This is a genomic window from Mycobacterium sp. 852002-40037_SCH5390672 (assembly GCF_001665875.1).
Taxonomy (GTDB): domain Bacteria; phylum Actinomycetota; class Actinomycetes; order Mycobacteriales; family Mycobacteriaceae; genus Mycobacterium.
The window spans coordinates 1-16,819 of sequence record NZ_LZTA01000089.1 but is presented as its reverse complement, the minus strand read 5'-3'; the positions used below and the strand labels follow the sequence as shown (position 1 = coordinate 16,819).

Genomic DNA, 16,819 nt, shown 5'->3' with positions numbered 1-16,819 from the left:
GCTGCGATTTGTAACAGAGTCGCTGGCCGGTTAGTCGCCTAGGGCGAAGAGCTTTTCCATTTTCAGTGCGAGTCGGACGCTGCCCTTGAGCCGTAAAACCCCGTGCAGAAGGAGGTCCTTGCCCCGCTTTGCACCGGAGGCAAGCTCGACGAAACTTGTTGCATCCAAAGTGACCGTGACTGTTGGGATTCTCGCATCGCTCACCGGTTGAACTTCGCATCGCTGCGGCGCGACGATCACATCCATCGCTATGACGTCAGCAGGTTTACGCTGGATGCTCCATCGGATGCTCATTTCCGTATCGACCTTGCCAGGGATATAGACGTCGGGCATGCCGATTAGAGCCTGCTCCAGTGCGGACTGGCCTTGATCTGTGCGCAAGAACGCAGCAAGTTGCGGTCGACTCACCTCTGCAATGACCCTCCTTACCTGAGGCGGATCGTTTGACATCATTGCTTCGATTTGGGCTGGGGTAAGTGCGCTTTGGGTATTGGTGGCCGGATCACTCATGCGTTGCATACCTCCGTATCGTGTTTGCGTAGCTCAGGATGTCGTCTAGGGCCTCGGTAAGTTCGCTCTCAGGCGCAATTCCCGGAAGGCGAGCGCTTATGTGCGCGTCAGGCCGTATGAGCACAGCACAGGAGCCGGCTAGCTGATATTGGCGCAACATCGCGCCCTCCGGATCGGTGAGGTGGCCTTGCGTTGTTGGCCCGTCCGGGTCGACCGTCACCGAGAAGCACTCGATCGGTACGGAATTAGCGGCGCGAACCCGGGACACGGTCTCCCGCCATATCGCGCCGTCGTCAGCGGCTGTTAGCAGTGCGAACTGGCAAGTGCAGAGATCCTGGATTGCCAGTGTGCCGTCAGCAGATTCAAGCCAGAAATGTGGAGCCCGGGCGCCGGGCTCGGCTACCGGTACATAGTGGACAATATCTTCCATCACCTCAGAAGGCACTTGAGAGAATGATTGATACCTGAAACCCAGTGCCTGGCCATAGAAGTCGAAGTGGGGCCGCTGTGACTCTATTGCTGGCGCAAGGTGCTCGCGTGCGCGCTCGGCGGCAGGCCCAGGGCTGACCAAATCCTCGATAAACGGCGCTGTTTCGCGCTGGAGAAAGTCGAGCATCCTGCGCGCGTTCACAGTGCTTTGCATGGCGTTGAAATCCGCGACGGGGCGGCGTTCTTGTTCGTAGGAGTCAAGTAGGGCGGGTCTGGCCCATCCGTGGATCACTGCGGCTAACTTCCAGGCGAGATTGTGTGCGTCCTGAATGCCGGTGTTCATGCCGAATCCACCAGTCGGTGGAAAAGTATGGGCGGCATCGCCGACGACAAAGACGCGACCGCCAACATCTCGCCACTGGTTGACGGAAGTGCAACCCATCCGCCAGTTTCGTACCGAGAGTATTTTCGATTCGACAGCTTCACCGACCGCTGCAGTGATTAGGGCGTGGTAGTCGACGGTCTCGTTCGGCGAGTCGTGCAGGAGTCGATTGTCTTGCGTGACAGGAATTTCGAGAAGCCAGTCGTCTTCGTGCGGTGCCACCGTCACAATCGCGCCGCGCAGTTGTTCGTTGATTACCCAGTAAAGAGCGCTTTCCCTGCCGTTGATCAGCGAAGACAGGTCCGCGATGAAGTGGATGTCCAAAAGCCGCCCGAGCGTTTGGCTTTCGGTAGGCTCGATCCCTGCCTGTGCCCGCAGCGCGCCATGAAGCCCCTCGGCGAGGATGACATAGTCCGCGTGAACTTGTGTATGTAATCCGTCGGGATGAAGGACGGAAATCGCTACGCGCTGACCGTCATAAGTGAGGTGGTCGGCCTCGCTGCCTCGCAGCACTGCGACCGGTGTAGCGTACACGGCGGCAAAAAGTACATCTTGCAGTTTGTTTTGCGGGCAGATGGTCGGCAGGGTTGGGCTGAGCGCTGCCAATCGCATGAGTTTCTCGTCTGACTCAACTATTTCCAAGGTACCGATCTCTTGTCCGGCTAGGGACGAGACGAAACTGATACGAGCTGACGTCTCTGCCGGCGTTCCTTCGGCTTCCACGGCTTCTAGGACACCCAGGGTGCGCAGGATCTCGGTAGTTCGGACGTTCACGATGGTGGCCTGTGGGTGCAGCGTGGATCGTGTCCTTTTTTCGATCAGGACCGTCCGTACCCCTAACCGAGCGAGACAGAGGGCGGTTATTAAGCCAGATGGACCTCCACCTACAATGGCAACTTCGGCTTCCACGTTGCTCCTTTCGCGACCGTGTCACCGAATGGATTGTCGATGCGATGCTCAATCCAGTTATTAAAACGGGTCCCACCTATCGCTCTCGCCAACGCTAGCGACGGGATTCCAATACTTATTGTCGCAGCCAGAAATGCGATAAAGCTGATCATTGCTAGACTCCGGGCGGCAACGCCGCGCCGGTCGGAGGAGCGGATTACTCTGCCCCAGAGCTGAAATGCTTGACTGATAAGTAGATCGGCTGCGGCTAAAGATGCATCGAGCGGCGCAGCGGCATGTTGTTCCAGCGTCTCCCGGACGACCCAGTCTAGGGGCGCGGAGTTGTCTACCACGGAGTTAACTAACGCTTGACCAAGCCTGCCTAACCGGGCGTACTCTTCTGGGCCTACGCCGGCGCGGCCAAACCGCCAAAACTTCTCTCGGCTGCCAGTAAACAGCCACTTGAGTGTTGTCACCAGGGAATGAAATGGCGTGGTGGTGTCTGTCACCGCGATGGTGCCGAGATAGCGAGAACCAGCATCTTTGAGAAGGCGGCGAACCTCTATTGCGGCTGACCACCACATGGACCTACAAGCGGTCAGACCGATCACACGTCGGCCACGGAATGCTTCGGGCACTGAAAGCAGGACCGCCCGCATCGGGAGGGACGGGGACAAATACCACACCTGAAATGCGAATAAGATGATTTCATCATGAGCGGGTAGTTGAGATGCAGGTATCGTCTCAATGCCTGTGTTCGTCGCTCGGTCAACGCACTGAGGGAAGATGCTGAAGAAGCGATGTATCGGCCACGGAAAAGGGAACTGGATTGTAGGCTCTATTTTGATCCACCGGATGGACCATCCGGCTTCCTGCAATGGAGCAACGAAGGCGTCCGCTGCCTGTTTGAGCTGACCCGTCTGAGAATACCAAAACACGCATACTCGTTTGGGTTCAGCGCTGTTCGCGCTATTTGCGCGGTTCGAGTACAGCGTCGATTCAGTCATGAGATATCGCTGGCCCTACCGCGGTCAGGTGCATATACGAGACGGCGAATCTCCCGGATTCCGGTACCATGCACAGCAGTGTGTCGCCGGGATGTATTAGCTCTTGGGTCATCATTTCGTCGAGGATGATAAATATACTTGCGCTACCGACGTTTCCGACGCGGGTGAGATTGCTGTACCAGGCTTCTGGCTTTGGGCTCGGGATCTTGCGACGGGAGAATTCGCCCAGCGCGAATGATTTCATTCGTTCGCTCGAGTAATGCGCTGGCATCCAGGTGAGTGTGTGGGGGTCGAACTTTCCGGCGGTAACGAGGCGCTGATATTCGTCGATAACTATACTGATGACCTGCGGTAACAATGCGAGCCGTTGCCGTGCGAATAGTGCGCCGTCCGCTGCAGCGGCACCGGCGGTCGGGTAATCCATCCAGGTTTTTTCGCAGGAGTTGGTGTTGCTGCCGAAGTACATACAGGCGTCACCGGTATTGGCAAAAGATGTTAATGAGACCCAATCTATTCGAAGGCTTACCCCGGACGTTTTCGCGCGGTTTTGAACGAGCACGGCCCCGGCGCCGTCTGACAGCATGTAGCGGAGAAACACCGTCTCGACGGGTAGTGAGCCATGCTCGTCGGTGCTCCGCATTTCCGCGTAACGTGTGTGTTTAAAGCCGCGGGATGAGAATTCGCTTGCGACAGCGATGGCGTTGGATTTTTCGCCGATCTCAACTTGCAGATACGCATTTTTTAATGCCATCATTCCGGAGCTGCATATGCCGTGCGTCGTCACGATCTCGCAGGGCGGATAGTTGAGTTCACCGTGGACCATGCTGGCATGTCCAGGGCCGAGTAGATCTGGCAATGTGGTCGCGCACGCCAGCAGGTCGATGTGGGCTGGTTCGATAGCGGCATTCGCGACTGTATCTCTGACGGCTGCCGCCGCCATGGCTCGATTAGAATAAAGCGTTTCTTGAGATTTGTTCAGGGCGTAGTGCCGAGTTTTGATACCGCAGTTGGCAAGTATGCGTTCTTTTACCTCGGCGGTCGTCCAGGTGCCTGCGCCGATGTATTCGTCGATTTCTTCGTTTGGCACTGGCTCTCCGGGCAGAAAGCTTCCGGTTGCGGTGATATACGCAGGCACTGGTGTCCCTCTCGTTATTCGGTGCTCGTAGATGTATCGGCAGCATCTGCGACTTCGGCGTTGCGTAGTTTGACCAGGTCAACGAATTCACCGACTGTGCGGATCTGAGATATACGGTCATCGTTGAGTGATAAGGAGTATTTCCGTTGCATGATTTGTGCAATACCAAGGAGGTCGAGTGATTCCAATCGCATCTCTTCAAGCCTTGTGTCTCGCGATATTTCTTCACTATTAAATTGGTGGTGATTACGCATGTATTCGGCGATATCGTTGTATATTGCGGTATCAATGGGCGCATTGTGCGATGTCACGAATCCCCCCGAAGTATTTAGGATGCTTCTTGGGCGGCGGGCTCGCCGCTCGGCGTGTTATGGATATGGATCTCATTCGCTTTGGAACTTTTGCCGCCGGTTCCGAAGTCGTTACCATAGCTTCCGTGCAGAATGGGAGGCAAGCGCCGCGCTAAACACGTGCATCAACGCGTCAGTGAACATGGTGCGTCGGCTGTCCGTTGCCTTTTTACCCGTCTGTACCAACGGGGTGGTTCGCCCAAATCCGCTTTGTCAATGTGTGCAATGGTCTTTATGGTGACCTAAGGGGGTGGCTGCCAGTTACATTTGCGAGCACGTGCATGGCTCGCTTCGGCGGTGCGGCGAAGGAGATGATCGCTTGGTGCCGTCGGCGGGTGCTGCGACTACATGCTTATCGTTGATCTGTGCCGCACACCGATGTGCGCTGGGTGGGCATTGCGACGGTGGATACGCGGCGACGCCGGCGTACACCGGCCCCGTAGATCCTCGTTGGAATACTCGGGTCACATCGTATGGCTAATGATGGCTTTCATGATTTCACTGGTACCGCCGTAGATGCGGTTCACGCGAGAGCCGGTATACATCTGGCAGATTGGATATTCGGCCATATATCCATAGCCGCCGAATATCTGAAGGCACTTGTCCACGATTTTGTCGCACGTCTCGGCGGCGAAGAGCTTTGCCATCGAAGCGCTGGCGATGTCATGGCTGCCGTCGATGTATTGCTGGATCGCGTAGTCAACCATCGACTTGATGGCAAACGCCTCTGTTTTGCACTCGGCTAGCACGAACTGGGTGTTCTGGAAATCAAACAGGTTGCGGCCGAACGCCTTCCGCTGCCGTGAGTATCTCAATGCTTCAAGTGTAGCGGCTTCAGCCAAGGCAGAGCATAGTGAGGCGATGATTAAACGTTCGCGGGGGAGCTGCAGTGCTAGCTGGTAGAAGCCTGCGCCCTCTCGATCGCCGAGCAGGTTATCTGCGGGAACCTGCATGCCGGCAAAAAATAATTCTCGAGTGTCTTGGCCGGGTTGCCCCATCTTTTCGAGCAGGCGTCCGCGCCTGAACCCTGGCGTACTGTCGCTCACCTCGGCGACGAGGAGTGAGATCCCCGATTCACTGCCGTTCGAGCCAGTTTTGGCGACGATCAGCAACAGATCGCAGTGCGTACCGTTTGAGATGAAGGTCTTGGAGCCGTCCACGACGTAGTGGTCGCCGTAGCGGATGGCCGTGGTCCGGATTGCCTGAAGGTCAGAGCCAGTCTCGGGCTCTGTCATGGCAATTGCAAGGACCTTCTTTCCGCTGATGATGTCGGGCAGCCATTTCTTCTTGTTTTGTTCGCTGGCGTAGGACGAGATGTAGTGCGCCGCAATGGGGGAATGAACTAGGAAGCCGAATGAACTGTCGTGCGCGTAGATTAACTCTTCCTGTACCACCGCTTGCATGCCGAAATCGCCGCCGACACCGCCGTGTTCCTCGGGTAGTTCAAGGCCAAGCAATCCGGCCTCCCCGACGGTGGTCCAGAATGACCGGTCCACGACCCGTTGGCGCATCCATCGTTCCTGGTGTGGTTTCAGATGCTTATGAAAAAATTCCGTTGCGTACTTGCGCAGCTCGCGATGGGCTGCCGTCTCCCATGGTGGGCAGTATTCGGGTAGCAACTGCGACATGTACTCATTCCGTCTTGTAGGACTTCGGTTGTACCGCAGCGTGATCCCTTCGGCAATCGTCGGGTGGCCGTTTTAGCTGGTTTGTCTGCGCGCGGGCACTGAGCTGAGGTTGGGGTGATCGCGGTAGGTGGTGTTGGCGCGCCTGGGTTGTTCGCTGAAGAGGCGCGTCTAGTCGCTGGTCTTCACGTCTCACGAGGGATCAATTGGCGTAAGCAGCCTATTTGTACGCCGTTAGTATGCAGGCGGCATCGCGACCGATAGCCTCTCCGATCATAGGAAGACGTGCGCCGTGAAAGGGTGTGACGACGTGCTGCATCGAATGACGTTGATGATCCTCGCTGCGCCGCGGCGGGTTATTGCGATTGCCGCGCTGGTTTTCGTTGGGGCAGCGGTCTTTGGGATCCCTGCCGCGAAAAATCTGTCCCCCGGGGGATTCCAAGACCCGACATCTGAATCGAGTCGCGCCGCGCAACTGTTGGCCGACAAATTCGGTCAGAGTGATGAGCAGCTTGTCATCACCGTCTCGGCGCCTGAGGGCGCTGGTAGCGCTAAGGCACGCAGCGTCGGCTCTGACCTCGCCAATCGCCTACGACAGTCCCCGTGGGTCTTCAACGTGTCCTCGGCGTGGACATCACCACCGCAGGTTGCCGCCAAGATGGTGAGCACGGACGGTAAGGCTGGGTTGGTGGTGGCGGACCTTAAGGGCGGCGAGAGCACTGCCCAGCAGTACGCAAAGACCCTTGTGGACCAGCTGGTGCGCGATCGAGACGGCGTGACCGTTCGCGCCGGAGGCATTCCCGTGGTGTACGGCCAAGTTACCGCCCAGAACGAGCGTGATCTTGTGTTGATGGAATCCCTTGCGATTCCGTTGAATTCCGTGGTGTTGGCCTGGGTGTTTGGTGGAGTGATCGCCACCATGTTGCCGATGGCAGTGGGACTGATGGCGATTGTAGGTGCTTTGTCCGTGTTACGGCTGGTGGCGTTAAGCAATGAAGTCTCGGTATTTGGGCTGAATCTCTGCAGCGCTTTGGGTCTGGCCTTGGCCATCGATTACACCCTGTTGATTATTAGCCGCTACCGCGACGAACTGGCCGACGGCGCCGCCCCGGACGAGGCGCTGATCCACACGATGGTCACCGCGGGACGCACGGTGCTGTTTTCTGCAACAACGGTGGCACTGGCGATGGCGGTAATGGTGTTGTTCCCGATGTATTTTTTGAAGTCGTTTGCCTATGCGGGTGTAGCGACTGTGAGTTTTGTTGCGGTCGCAGCGATTGTGGTTACCCCGGCAGCGATCGTCCTCCTTGGGCCGCGGTTGGATGCCCTGGATTTACGACGACTTGGACGTCGGATATTGAGGCGGCCTTTTCCGGTTCCCAAGCAGGTAGAACAACTCTGTTGGTATCGCTGGACAAAGCTGGTTATGCGCCACGCGGTGCCGATCGGTTTGACGGTTGTTAGTTTTTTGGTGCTGCTCGGTGTCCCGTTTCTGGGGGTGAAATGGGGATTTCCTGACGACAGGGTGCTGCCGAACACATCGTCGGCGCGTCAGGTCGGCGATCAGCTTCGCGGCGACTTCGCCTATGACCCTGCCACGGCGCTATCTGTTGTTATCCCGGATGCTAGTGGCCTTAGCCCAGCAGACCTTGAGCGCTATGCCGCCGACCTGTCACGTGTGCCGTCGGTATCTGCGGTGACCGCACCGAGTGGAACTTTTGTCGAGGGAACGCGCGCCGGGCCGCCGGCCGCGCCTTCCGGACTAGCCCAGGGCAGCGCATTCCTGACCGTCGCCAGCACCGCGCCGCTGTTTTCACCCACGTCCGATATCCAACTCGACCGGCTGCACGCTGTGCATCTAGGCACGCCTCCCGACCGGAACGTCGAAATTGGGGGACTGGCACAGATCAACCGCGATAGCGTACATGCCATCACTGCACGGTTGCCGCTGGTTTTGGGCTTGATCGCCACCATCATGTTCGTGTTGTTGTTCTTACTAACCGGCAGCGTGGTATTGCCGGTGAAGGCACTGGTCCTCAACGTATTCTCGCTGACGGCGACGTTCGGGGCCCTAGTGTGGATCTTCCAGGACGGACACCTGGGCGCATTGGGAACTACTCCGACGGGGACGCTGATCGTCAGCGTGCCGGTGTTGTTGTTCTGCATCGCTTTTGGTTTGTCGATGGATTACGAGGTGTTCCTGATGTCGCGGATCCGGGAGTATCGAATCGCAATCCGGGCGTCCCATGAGCGCGAGGACTGCAACGTCAATGACGAAAGTGTGGCACTCGGCTTGGCGCGTACCGGACGAGTAATCACCGCTGCCGCGCTGGTGATGTGCATACCGTTTGCTGCTCTGATCGCTGCACAGGTTTCAGTCATGCGGATGTTCGGGATGGGTCTGACCCTTGCCGTGCTGGTCGACGCGACGCTTGTGCGGATGGTGTTAGTCCCGGCATTTATGCGGATATTGGGGCGGGTCAATTGGTGGGCTCCCAAGTCGCTGATCAGGCTGCACGAGCGTTTCGGAATGACCGAATCGTCGGTGAACTCAATGGATGTGACGGCGACCGCAGCCGAGAGCGGGAGGAGCAGTCGTTGACGCCACTGAGGTCGTCAGCGACGTGGCTGCCCGCGCCGCGCTGGCGAGTGTTGAAGCATGGCAACTGATCGTTTGCGAATTCGTGCCGCCTGGTGTCAGACAGATTGTCGTGCAACTGATGGATGTCGGCACTTGCACGTCAACGTGGTCCCTGCGGTATCGATGACGCGCTGCACGCGGTAGCTGAGTTTTGGAATCCTGGCGGCGCGGCGGTAGTCCGGGATGCTCGTGCATCATCGGCTAGCGGCGGGCCCAATTCCCATACACCGGCCGGTGTAACTAGTACGTGCCGTATCAGGTGCGAAGCTCTCGTACGCAGTATTGACAGTAGATCTGAACATCGGCAGGCCAGGCCAGTTCGTTCGCGGACGCGTTTTGTCCGCGGTCGCAGTTGGCGGTGCATCAAGATGGCTCCTGTGTAAGCACGTTACGGTGCTTGCCCGTAGATGCTGGTGACCCAAATGTGGGTGAGAGTGTCGAGTACCCGCTCGCGGGGCACCGACGGACGCTGGCCGGCGAACGCTGCAAACTAGATTTGCTCGTTCATCAGGTTTATCTTGGTGTCTTGTTCGTGCGTCGGCAGCGTCACCGGCGCGATGCCCCGAGTCCGCTCGGTGTCGATTCTCGATGCGGTGTAAGAGATCCATTTCTCCATGAAGGTTGACCACATTGCCCGTGCCTCGGGATTGCTGGACTTCAGAGTCCAGTCGCCAACCGTTACCCCCAGAGGCGAGCCGAACGTCGCAATAAACACTTCGAGCGAGGTGCGCCAGTCGACGTATCGATCCCCGGTCATGTGGTGTTTTGTTACCCGGTTCAGAGCGCTCTCGACCTCGCCCATCAGCTGGTCCAACAGTGTCAGCAAGACAGCGTCTTTCGATCGGAAGTAGAAGTAAAAAGCGGAGCGCGATATTCCCGCGCCCTTGGCGAGGTCGTCGACTGACACCGCGGTTAAGGATTGTTGCGCGAAGAGCCTTTCAGCTGTGGCTAGGATAGCCCGTTCGCGATCGTCGCCGGTCGGGCGGACGCCGCGGCGGCGCCCTCGCTGGGCTGAGGTGGTCACGCTAGGAGAGCTTAACCTGTCGCCGACGATTTCTTCGTACCTTGTGGACCGGCATTCCTGTATGCGTCTCTTAAAGGGGTATGTGATACACCACATCAATTACGCCCGCCGACCACCGACTCCGGCACTGAGCGGGGAAACACTTGCTGGCAATTGAGTGCGCCACTTCGGCCGTTGTTCGTACGAGAGGATTCGGATCGTTTCATGGATCGACACGACCGGTGGTGCGTCTTATCTCAGAAGCGTCGCGTCTCGCGCTACCCTCTGCGCCCAATATTGTTGAGCCTACGAACTCTGTTGCGCGGGTGCGTGGTTCGTCCTCAAATGAACTCATAATTTCGATGTACTGCTGCTGTGCTCAAGCGACGGATAGTTGGAGATATCGATTCCATGGTGTACCACAAGCCATTAGGCAGCGAGAGTGCCATCGCGACCCGTGGATGGCAACACTCGGAGACGTTTGCAGATCGGTGGTGACGGGTGGGCCCTCGTTTCTCTCAAACTTGCAGCAGCCCCCCGGGGAACCGGTTGCGCTTGAGGATTCACCTAGCACCGACTGGTTTTGGCGCCGCCGGCTATCCGTGGTCTGCCCGAGGACGCGGAGGTTGCAGATGCCGATGCGACCTGTAGCGATCATTTTGCTGGCTGGTCTGCAGGTCGTTACCGCATCCACGCCTTCCCGTCCCCGTCTCAATGCGTGTCTACCTCAGATCACATCGCAGCTGTCCATACCCCTTGGCGTTTCCTTCGATTGGTGGAGACCGTCGTGAAGCAGAATCTGCACTGGCTCGCATTGCATGGGTTATACCGCTGGGGCGCATGGTTCGGTGTGCGACGAGGCGATCCTCAGGCTCGGCTTATTGCCGATCCCGCCATTAAGGCCGACCCCGTCCCGTTTTTCGATGAGCTACGCGCGAGCGGTCCAGTGGTGCGCTGTCCGATGAGCTACATCGTTGTGGATCATGCGGTTGCTCAGAACTTGTTGCGCTCGGAGGATTTTCGGGTGCTGCCGGTGGGATCCAATTTACCGACACCAATACGTTGGCTTGAGCGTATTACCCGTGACGAGATGCTACATCCAGTGCGGCCGCCATCGCTGTTGGCTGTTGAACCGCCGGAACATACGCGCTACCGCAAGAGAGTGTCATCGGTATTCACTCCGACGGCAGTTGCTGCGCTTCGGGATAGGGTCCAGCGAACGGCATTGGTACTCCTCGACCAATTGGCCGGACGATTAGGGGCCGTGGATTTGATCGAGGAGTATTGCTCGCAACTTCCGGTGACGGTCATCAGTGACATCTTGGGAGTACCCGAGTGTGAGCAGGGGTTCATACTGAAGTTCGGGGAGTTGGCTGCACCGAGTTTGGACATCGGGTTGTCATGGCGGCAGTATCGACGCGCCCAAAGTGGACTTGCGGGTTTGAATGCCTGGCTGATCAGTCACATTCGGCAGTTACGGCGCACACCCGGCGATGATCTGATGAGTCAGTTGGTGAGATCTTCCGATACTGGTTCTGCGGCGACATATTTGAGTGACACCGAGCTCGTTTCGATCGCGGGTTTGGTCCTAACTGCTGGTTTCGAGACGACGATGAATCTGCTCGGCAACGGGATCCACTTGCTCTTGGACAGGCCCGAGCATCTTCGTACGCTGCGGCAACGACCGGAGCTGTGGGCCAACGCTGTGGAGGAGATCATGCGCCTGGAGTCCCCAGTTCAGTTGACCGGCAGGGTTGCAAGCAAAGATACCGAGGTGGCAAACGTTTCCATCAAGCGTGGCGAGGTGGTGGTCATCTATCTAGCTGCGGCTAACCGCGATCCGGCGGTATTTGCCGATCCACACCGTTTTGACATCGAACGCTCGAACGCCAATCGGCATCTCGCGCTGTCGGGTGGTCGTCACTTTTGCCTGGGAGCAGCGTTGGGCCGCGCCGAAAGCCAGGTGGGATTGAAGACGTTTTTCGATCGCTTCCCCGATGCGCAGCCCGCGGGCGCGGGCACCAGACGAGATACCCTGATTTTGCGCGGCTGGTCGACACTGCCGGTAGCCCTTGGCCGGCCGTGCCGATAGCGCGCTGGATAGTTCGCGACGCCCAGACTGCATCAGCCGCCCTTCAGTGCACGACTAGGAGCGGCCGCTTGTCGGAGCGGTGTGGTAGTGGTCCTGTACATCTTTAATGGCATTCGCGTCTAGGGGGCCGTGGCACCAGACGAGGTGGCTACATAATGTTGTTATCCAATTGCGCCGAGTTGCAAGGTCGATCGCCTGGACGCGATCACGGGGCGAAGAGCATCAGGCCCGCCAGCCCCTCGGGCCGTTCTTGTTATGCGTTAGTTGCTTTCGTTTTGAGTAACGTGATGGCACTGCTGCGGCAAAGCTTTCCCGACGCGGTTTTTGGGACTGCATTGGCCGGCAATATCAAGACGTCGCGCGGCGCATATCCGACGTGACGGTTGACTTGAGTGGTGATCTGTTGCACGAGGCGCGACCGCACGTCAGGATCATCTACTCCGTGGGCTTCGGCAAGCACGGCGAAACCCTCTCGCTCGTCGCCACCACCGACCCGTACAGCGATGACACACCCTTTTCGGACGCCGTTAACCGTCGCCGCCGCGCGCTCGATGTCATCGGGATACACATTCTTCCCCGCGAGCACGATGAGGTCCTTGGCGCGTCCGCAAATGAACATGCGCCCTGCCTCATCCAGATAACCCAAGTCGCCTGTATCAAACCAACCCGCTGCGTTGGCGAGCGAGACGAAGCCTTCGTCGGTGAGGTAGCGACTTGCGACAGCCGGGCCGCGTACTTCAATGGATCCGATTTCCCTCGACAGTTGAGGGATTCCATTCCGTGTGATGCGTACATCCATTCCCTTGAGGGGAAGGCCGACGCAGACGATGTGTTGCGTTGCGGCGCTTTGCGATTCCTCATCATTGGCCGCTGATGCGCGGTTTCTGCAGGTGATCGCTTCCCTGGATACGATGTCGACGATCGGAGCGTGCGTGCCTCCGAATGTTGCACCCATCACGACCTCGGCCAGTCCGTAGCACGGTGTTTGGGCGCTTTCCTGAAGACCATGGCGGGCACCGGCGGCCGCGAAGCGGTCTAGGTCGCGGGGGTCAATAGGTTCACCGCCATTGATGGCCAGCCGTAGTGACGATAAATCAAGAATGTCCGGTTCAGTGCGTTCGAGTACTCGGGCCAGGATCATGTACGCGAAATTTGGGCCGTAGGTGAGGGTGACATCGTGTCGGGAGATGAGTTCGGCCCACATGAGTGGTCGACGTAGGAATTGGTCAGGCGTGGCTGCGACGGCTTCGCAACCGACTTGCATTGGAAGACAGAGACCTCCGACCATACCCATGTCGTGAGATAGCGGCAGCCAGCTCAAAGTCACGTCGCGTTCCACATCAAAAGCAACGGCGTCCCGCATCGCCGCGCCGCCAGCGGCGAAATTTGCGTGGGTAATCTCGACAGCCTTAGGTGTGCCGGTCGATCCAGAGGTCAGCTGCCGCAGCGCGACATCGTCTTCGGCCGCTTCTAGTGGTTCGATCGGCTTGTTCATCCGAGTCGACGCCATGGTGCAACTGGTAATCCCTTGCTGTTCAAGGTGCTTGCGGACGGTCAAGAAGGGCTCGTCGACGACGACCAGATCAGCTTTGAGCATGCGGATCGCGCGAATGGTGTCGTGTAGCCAGACTTCCAAATCCATGCGCGGTGTCGGCTGTTGAAGCATCGTTAGTGCCGCTCGGCGCATCCAGAGCGCTTGGGTCATCGGCGCCACGTTCGCCGGATCGGCGGCCAGGACCGCGACGGACGTTCCGGGCCCGATTCCGTGCGCCGCCAACGCGCCAGCCATTTGCCGCGCGCCTTCGTGTACCGCATGCCAAGATAGCCGAACCGGTGACGCGACCGTTCCCACGTTGAGACCTTTGGGGGAGCTGGCAGCGTTCTCGAATATCTCTGTAGTCAATGCGCTCATGAGCAACCTTCGATTCGTCGTGTTTCGTGCACGTCTGCGTGGGCCGACTTGGGTTCGCGTCAGTTTGAAGCGATTCGTAACCTTCGCCAGTGCGGCGAATGGTAGCTGCGCAGACGATGTAGTGCCGCGTCCCGAGATGTGCACGCCTTCGTGACAGGAAGGGGCTTTGCATTTGGCACGAGCGGGCGCTTGCCGCCCACCGTATCCGTTGCTCCGGCAGTGATCTCGCGCGAAGGCTGCGCGCGATAACTAGCGGTGGGGTGGACCGCCGCTGCCGCTGCGTGCACAACGGCAGATGCAGTTTGTAGGAGGCTACACTCTTTGAGCAGTTGTCGTAGGAGGTAGCAGCCTTTGTCCGCCCATGCCAGGGCGCACTGAGCCCCTCGAAGCAAACTTGTTGCGGGGATGCGAGCCTGAACTCTAACGGCACTCACTAGTTCACCTCTGCGGAGATGTGCTTGGGAGTACCAAGATTCGAACTGTGACCGCTAGGTGTCTGACGAGCGAGCCATTCCAGGAGTATGCCCGTAAAGAGGGCTGGCTCTTCACATTGGGGCGCATGCCCGCATTCAGGTATCCCAACAAACTCGCCATCGACTAGGTTTTCGCAGGCATCGCGCCACGCGACGGCTGGGCTGATTTCGTCGTCTTCACCACATAGAACAAGTGTCGGCTGCTGGATTTGAGGTAGCAGTGATCGGACGTCGTAATCGCGCGTAGCTCGCAGCGAGCGCAGGGCGCGAATCAACACGCTGGTGGTCAAGTTTTCGTTGAACCGAGTGAGTTTGTCGGGGGTGAGCAGTTCTTTGCGATAAAAGATGCGATCAAGGAAGAACGTCGCGAGGCCGACGCTGGGTGTACGCATGTGGGTCCCCAGATCGATTGAGCGCAGGGATCCGGCTATGCCGCTAGGACCCGCTAGGACCAGACCGGGCCAGCGCTTTGGGCAACTGACTGCTAGATGCAACGCTGTTAGCGCTCCTAGGGAGCTGCCACACAACACGGGAGCCGAGTCGGGTAGCTTGTCGCACAGCGATATTAGGCTTTGGCTGAGCGCATTGAGGTTGTCGGCATGGGTGTGGGCGGCCAGCGGCTTGTCGAAGCTAATTGTGCCGTATCCGTGCTGGGCTAATGCATCAAGGACTGCCTCCCACATCCAGCCCGCGTCGAGGAGCCCATGAATCAGCAGCACTGACAGCCTGCCTGGTGCTGGCGGCGTGATCTGGATAGTCAGCCCTTCATGCTCGAGCCTGTGGGTGCTGGTGCCCATTACGCCGTGTCGGTTGCAGCCATGACACGTTTGGACACATATCCGATTGCGTCTGCGACCGTGATGATCTCGACCTCTTCGGAATCTAAGTTCAACGAGAAGCCATACTTCTCTTCGCAGGTCAATATCATCTCAAGTGCACCCAACGAATCCATACCGAGTTCGTCGAGATTTTTCTCCGGCGTGACATGTGTGACGGGAATTTTCAGGTAGCTCGCGATCGTGTCGCGGACGAAAGCTGACGTGTCATCCATCTCTATCCGGGTTTCCCTTCATTGTCGTTGATGGGTGCCGGCCGACGTAGCACGGTGACTGGAAAGGGATCGGGCGCGCGTAGAACAAATTTCAGTTCAGGCTCGATGTCATCCGGGCTTCGAATCGGCCAGAACGTGAAACGTTGGGCCAGGGTAGCGATGATGATGACAGCTTCTTGGAGGGCATAGGCAGCACCCAAGCAGTATCGGGGGCCTGCCCCAAAGGGGATGTGGGCGTAGTGATTCGTCGGTCGCTGCCCGCCTGGCAGGAATCGCTCAGGCCGGAATTCGTCTGGGTTGGGCCACCAGCGGGGATGTCGCTGGATCAAAAACGGGCTGATAAGTACGGCAGAGCCAGCAGTGATGTCCACTCCGTCCACGTGGTCATCATTGACCGCCCGACGACCAATCACCCAGGCAGACGGATACAGACGGAAGGACTCCTCGAGGACGGCACGCAACAACGCAGACTGTTCGCCCTGAAGATCGAGGGACTGCTGCAACTTTGCGTAAAGCATGCGATGTTGGGAGAGCAGAATCCACGTCCAGCTTAATGAGTTTGCAGTCGTCTCGAATCCGGCTAACAGCAAGGTAAGTAATTGGTTGTTAAGCACGTCGGCATGCTGGTGGCGAATGTCGTCACGCAACACCTGTAGTACTGGGCCTAGAGGGTCGCATGACTCTCCGATAGCACTTTGGACTGTGTCGAGCATTGAGCGACGCGCGCTTTTGACCCGGTCGCGGTTCTGCGGCAACACGGACGTCGTCTCATCCAGCAGCTGGCCTATCTCACGACACAAGTCGACGAAGGGTTCGTGCCGGGCGCGAAACATGATCTGGGTGGCGATCGCGAGCGTTAGCTCACTCATTGCGGCAGTTAAGTTGACGGGAGCGCCCGAGGTCGCGCACGACGCGAGCCTCGCCGAGGTCGCCTCGACACAAGCCCGGATTTGTCCGTCAAGGGGCGCGGTGTTCCGAAAAATCGGCGACAATAATGCCCGATCTTCTGCCCACCGCGCGCCCTCAGCGGTAAGGATGCCATCAGCAATATTCTGTCGAAAGTATTCGTTGGCAACGGTGTTCTTAGTGTAGTTTTTCGCATTCGATGTCAGGACATGACGCACAAGGCGCGGCGAGTTTAGCAGAACGGTTTTCTCACCGCCCAGTTTGATTGTGAGCGAATCGATATCGCGGTTCGCCAACCGAAGCAGCAACGATGCGCGACCCGACACAGGTGGCATCGTGACTGAAAGGATGCCTCGACCGCAAGCAGGTTCGTTGATAAGTCTCGGGTGTGGGGAGCATAGTCCATCATTCCAGA

Annotated in this window: 12 protein-coding genes and 1 pseudogene; 2 read left to right on the top strand and 11 right to left on the bottom strand. The window is 58.1% G+C overall.

The window, feature by feature from the left end; all coding sequences use genetic code 11:
• Positions 1-30: 30 nt before the first annotated feature.
• From A5782_RS16120 to A5782_RS16105, 6 genes are all read right to left on the bottom strand, one after another.
• Positions 31-510, bottom strand: a complete 480-nt coding sequence (locus A5782_RS16120; protein WP_197694249.1) for an SCP2 sterol-binding domain-containing protein — start codon at positions 508-510, stop codon at positions 31-33.
• Positions 503-2,230 carry an FAD-dependent monooxygenase gene (locus A5782_RS16115; RefSeq protein WP_082942963.1) on the bottom strand — a complete coding sequence of 576 codons (1,728 nt, stop codon included), beginning with the start codon at positions 2,228-2,230 and terminating at the stop codon, positions 503-505. The genes A5782_RS16120 and A5782_RS16115 overlap by 8 nt, the downstream gene beginning before the upstream one ends.
• Positions 2,206-3,216 carry a hypothetical protein gene (locus A5782_RS26225; protein ID WP_156623983.1) on the bottom strand — a complete coding sequence of 337 codons (1,011 nt, stop codon included), beginning with the start codon at positions 3,214-3,216 and terminating at the stop codon, positions 2,206-2,208. Before A5782_RS26225 ends, A5782_RS16115 begins: the two co-directional genes overlap by 25 nt.
• Positions 3,209-4,303, bottom strand: a complete 1,095-nt coding sequence (locus A5782_RS16110; protein ID WP_231986700.1) for a 3-oxoacyl-[acyl-carrier-protein] synthase III C-terminal domain-containing protein — start codon at positions 4,301-4,303, stop codon at positions 3,209-3,211. The genes A5782_RS26225 and A5782_RS16110 overlap by 8 nt, the downstream gene beginning before the upstream one ends.
• A gap of 62 nt (positions 4,304-4,365) precedes the next feature.
• The gene (locus tag A5782_RS25605) at positions 4,366-4,662 is read right to left on the bottom strand and encodes an acyl carrier protein (RefSeq protein ID WP_156623982.1); all 297 of its coding nucleotides are present in this window, start codon (positions 4,660-4,662) and stop codon (positions 4,366-4,368) included.
• A 503-nt stretch (positions 4,663-5,165) separates the two neighbouring features.
• Complete coding sequence (locus A5782_RS16105; protein ID WP_067102090.1) at positions 5,166-6,329, bottom strand: acyl-CoA dehydrogenase family protein; 1,164 nt, start codon at positions 6,327-6,329, stop codon at positions 5,166-5,168.
• 307 nt (positions 6,330-6,636) lie between these two features.
• On the opposite strand from A5782_RS16105, the gene A5782_RS16100 reads away from it, so the two are divergent.
• Positions 6,637-8,928 (top strand): MMPL family transporter, encoded by a 2,292-nt coding sequence (locus A5782_RS16100; RefSeq protein ID WP_082942973.1) that lies wholly within the window; start codon positions 6,637-6,639, stop codon positions 8,926-8,928.
• A gap of 427 nt (positions 8,929-9,355) precedes the next feature.
• Here A5782_RS16100 and A5782_RS16095 read toward each other — a convergent pair.
• Positions 9,356-10,021: pseudogene (locus tag A5782_RS16095) on the bottom strand (TetR/AcrR family transcriptional regulator).
• Positions 10,022-10,757: 736 nt separating this feature from the next.
• On the opposite strand from A5782_RS16095, the gene A5782_RS16090 reads away from it, so the two are divergent.
• The gene (locus A5782_RS16090; protein ID WP_067102171.1) at positions 10,758-12,062 is read left to right on the top strand and encodes a cytochrome P450; all 1,305 of its coding nucleotides are present in this window, start codon (positions 10,758-10,760) and stop codon (positions 12,060-12,062) included.
• A 253-nt stretch (positions 12,063-12,315) separates the two neighbouring features.
• Here A5782_RS16090 and A5782_RS16085 read toward each other — a convergent pair whose 3' ends face one another.
• The 4 genes from A5782_RS16085 to A5782_RS16070 all read right to left on the bottom strand — a co-directional run bounded on the left by A5782_RS16085 (position 12,316) and on the right by A5782_RS16070 (position 16,730).
• Entirely contained in the window at positions 12,316-13,974 is a 1,659-nt protein-coding gene (locus tag A5782_RS16085) for a fatty acyl-AMP ligase (RefSeq protein WP_067102087.1), read from the bottom strand.
• 433 nt (positions 13,975-14,407) lie between these two features.
• Entirely contained in the window at positions 14,408-15,244 is an 837-nt protein-coding gene (locus A5782_RS16080) for an alpha/beta fold hydrolase (RefSeq protein WP_067102081.1), read from the bottom strand.
• Complete coding sequence (locus A5782_RS16075) at positions 15,244-15,498, bottom strand: acyl carrier protein (RefSeq protein ID WP_067102078.1); 255 nt, start codon at positions 15,496-15,498, stop codon at positions 15,244-15,246. Before A5782_RS16075 ends, A5782_RS16080 begins: the two co-directional genes overlap by 1 nt.
• A 2-nt stretch (positions 15,499-15,500) precedes the next feature.
• Complete coding sequence (locus A5782_RS16070; RefSeq protein ID WP_197694248.1) at positions 15,501-16,730, bottom strand: cytochrome P450; 1,230 nt, start codon at positions 16,728-16,730, stop codon at positions 15,501-15,503.
• Positions 16,731-16,819 lie beyond the last annotated feature (89 nt).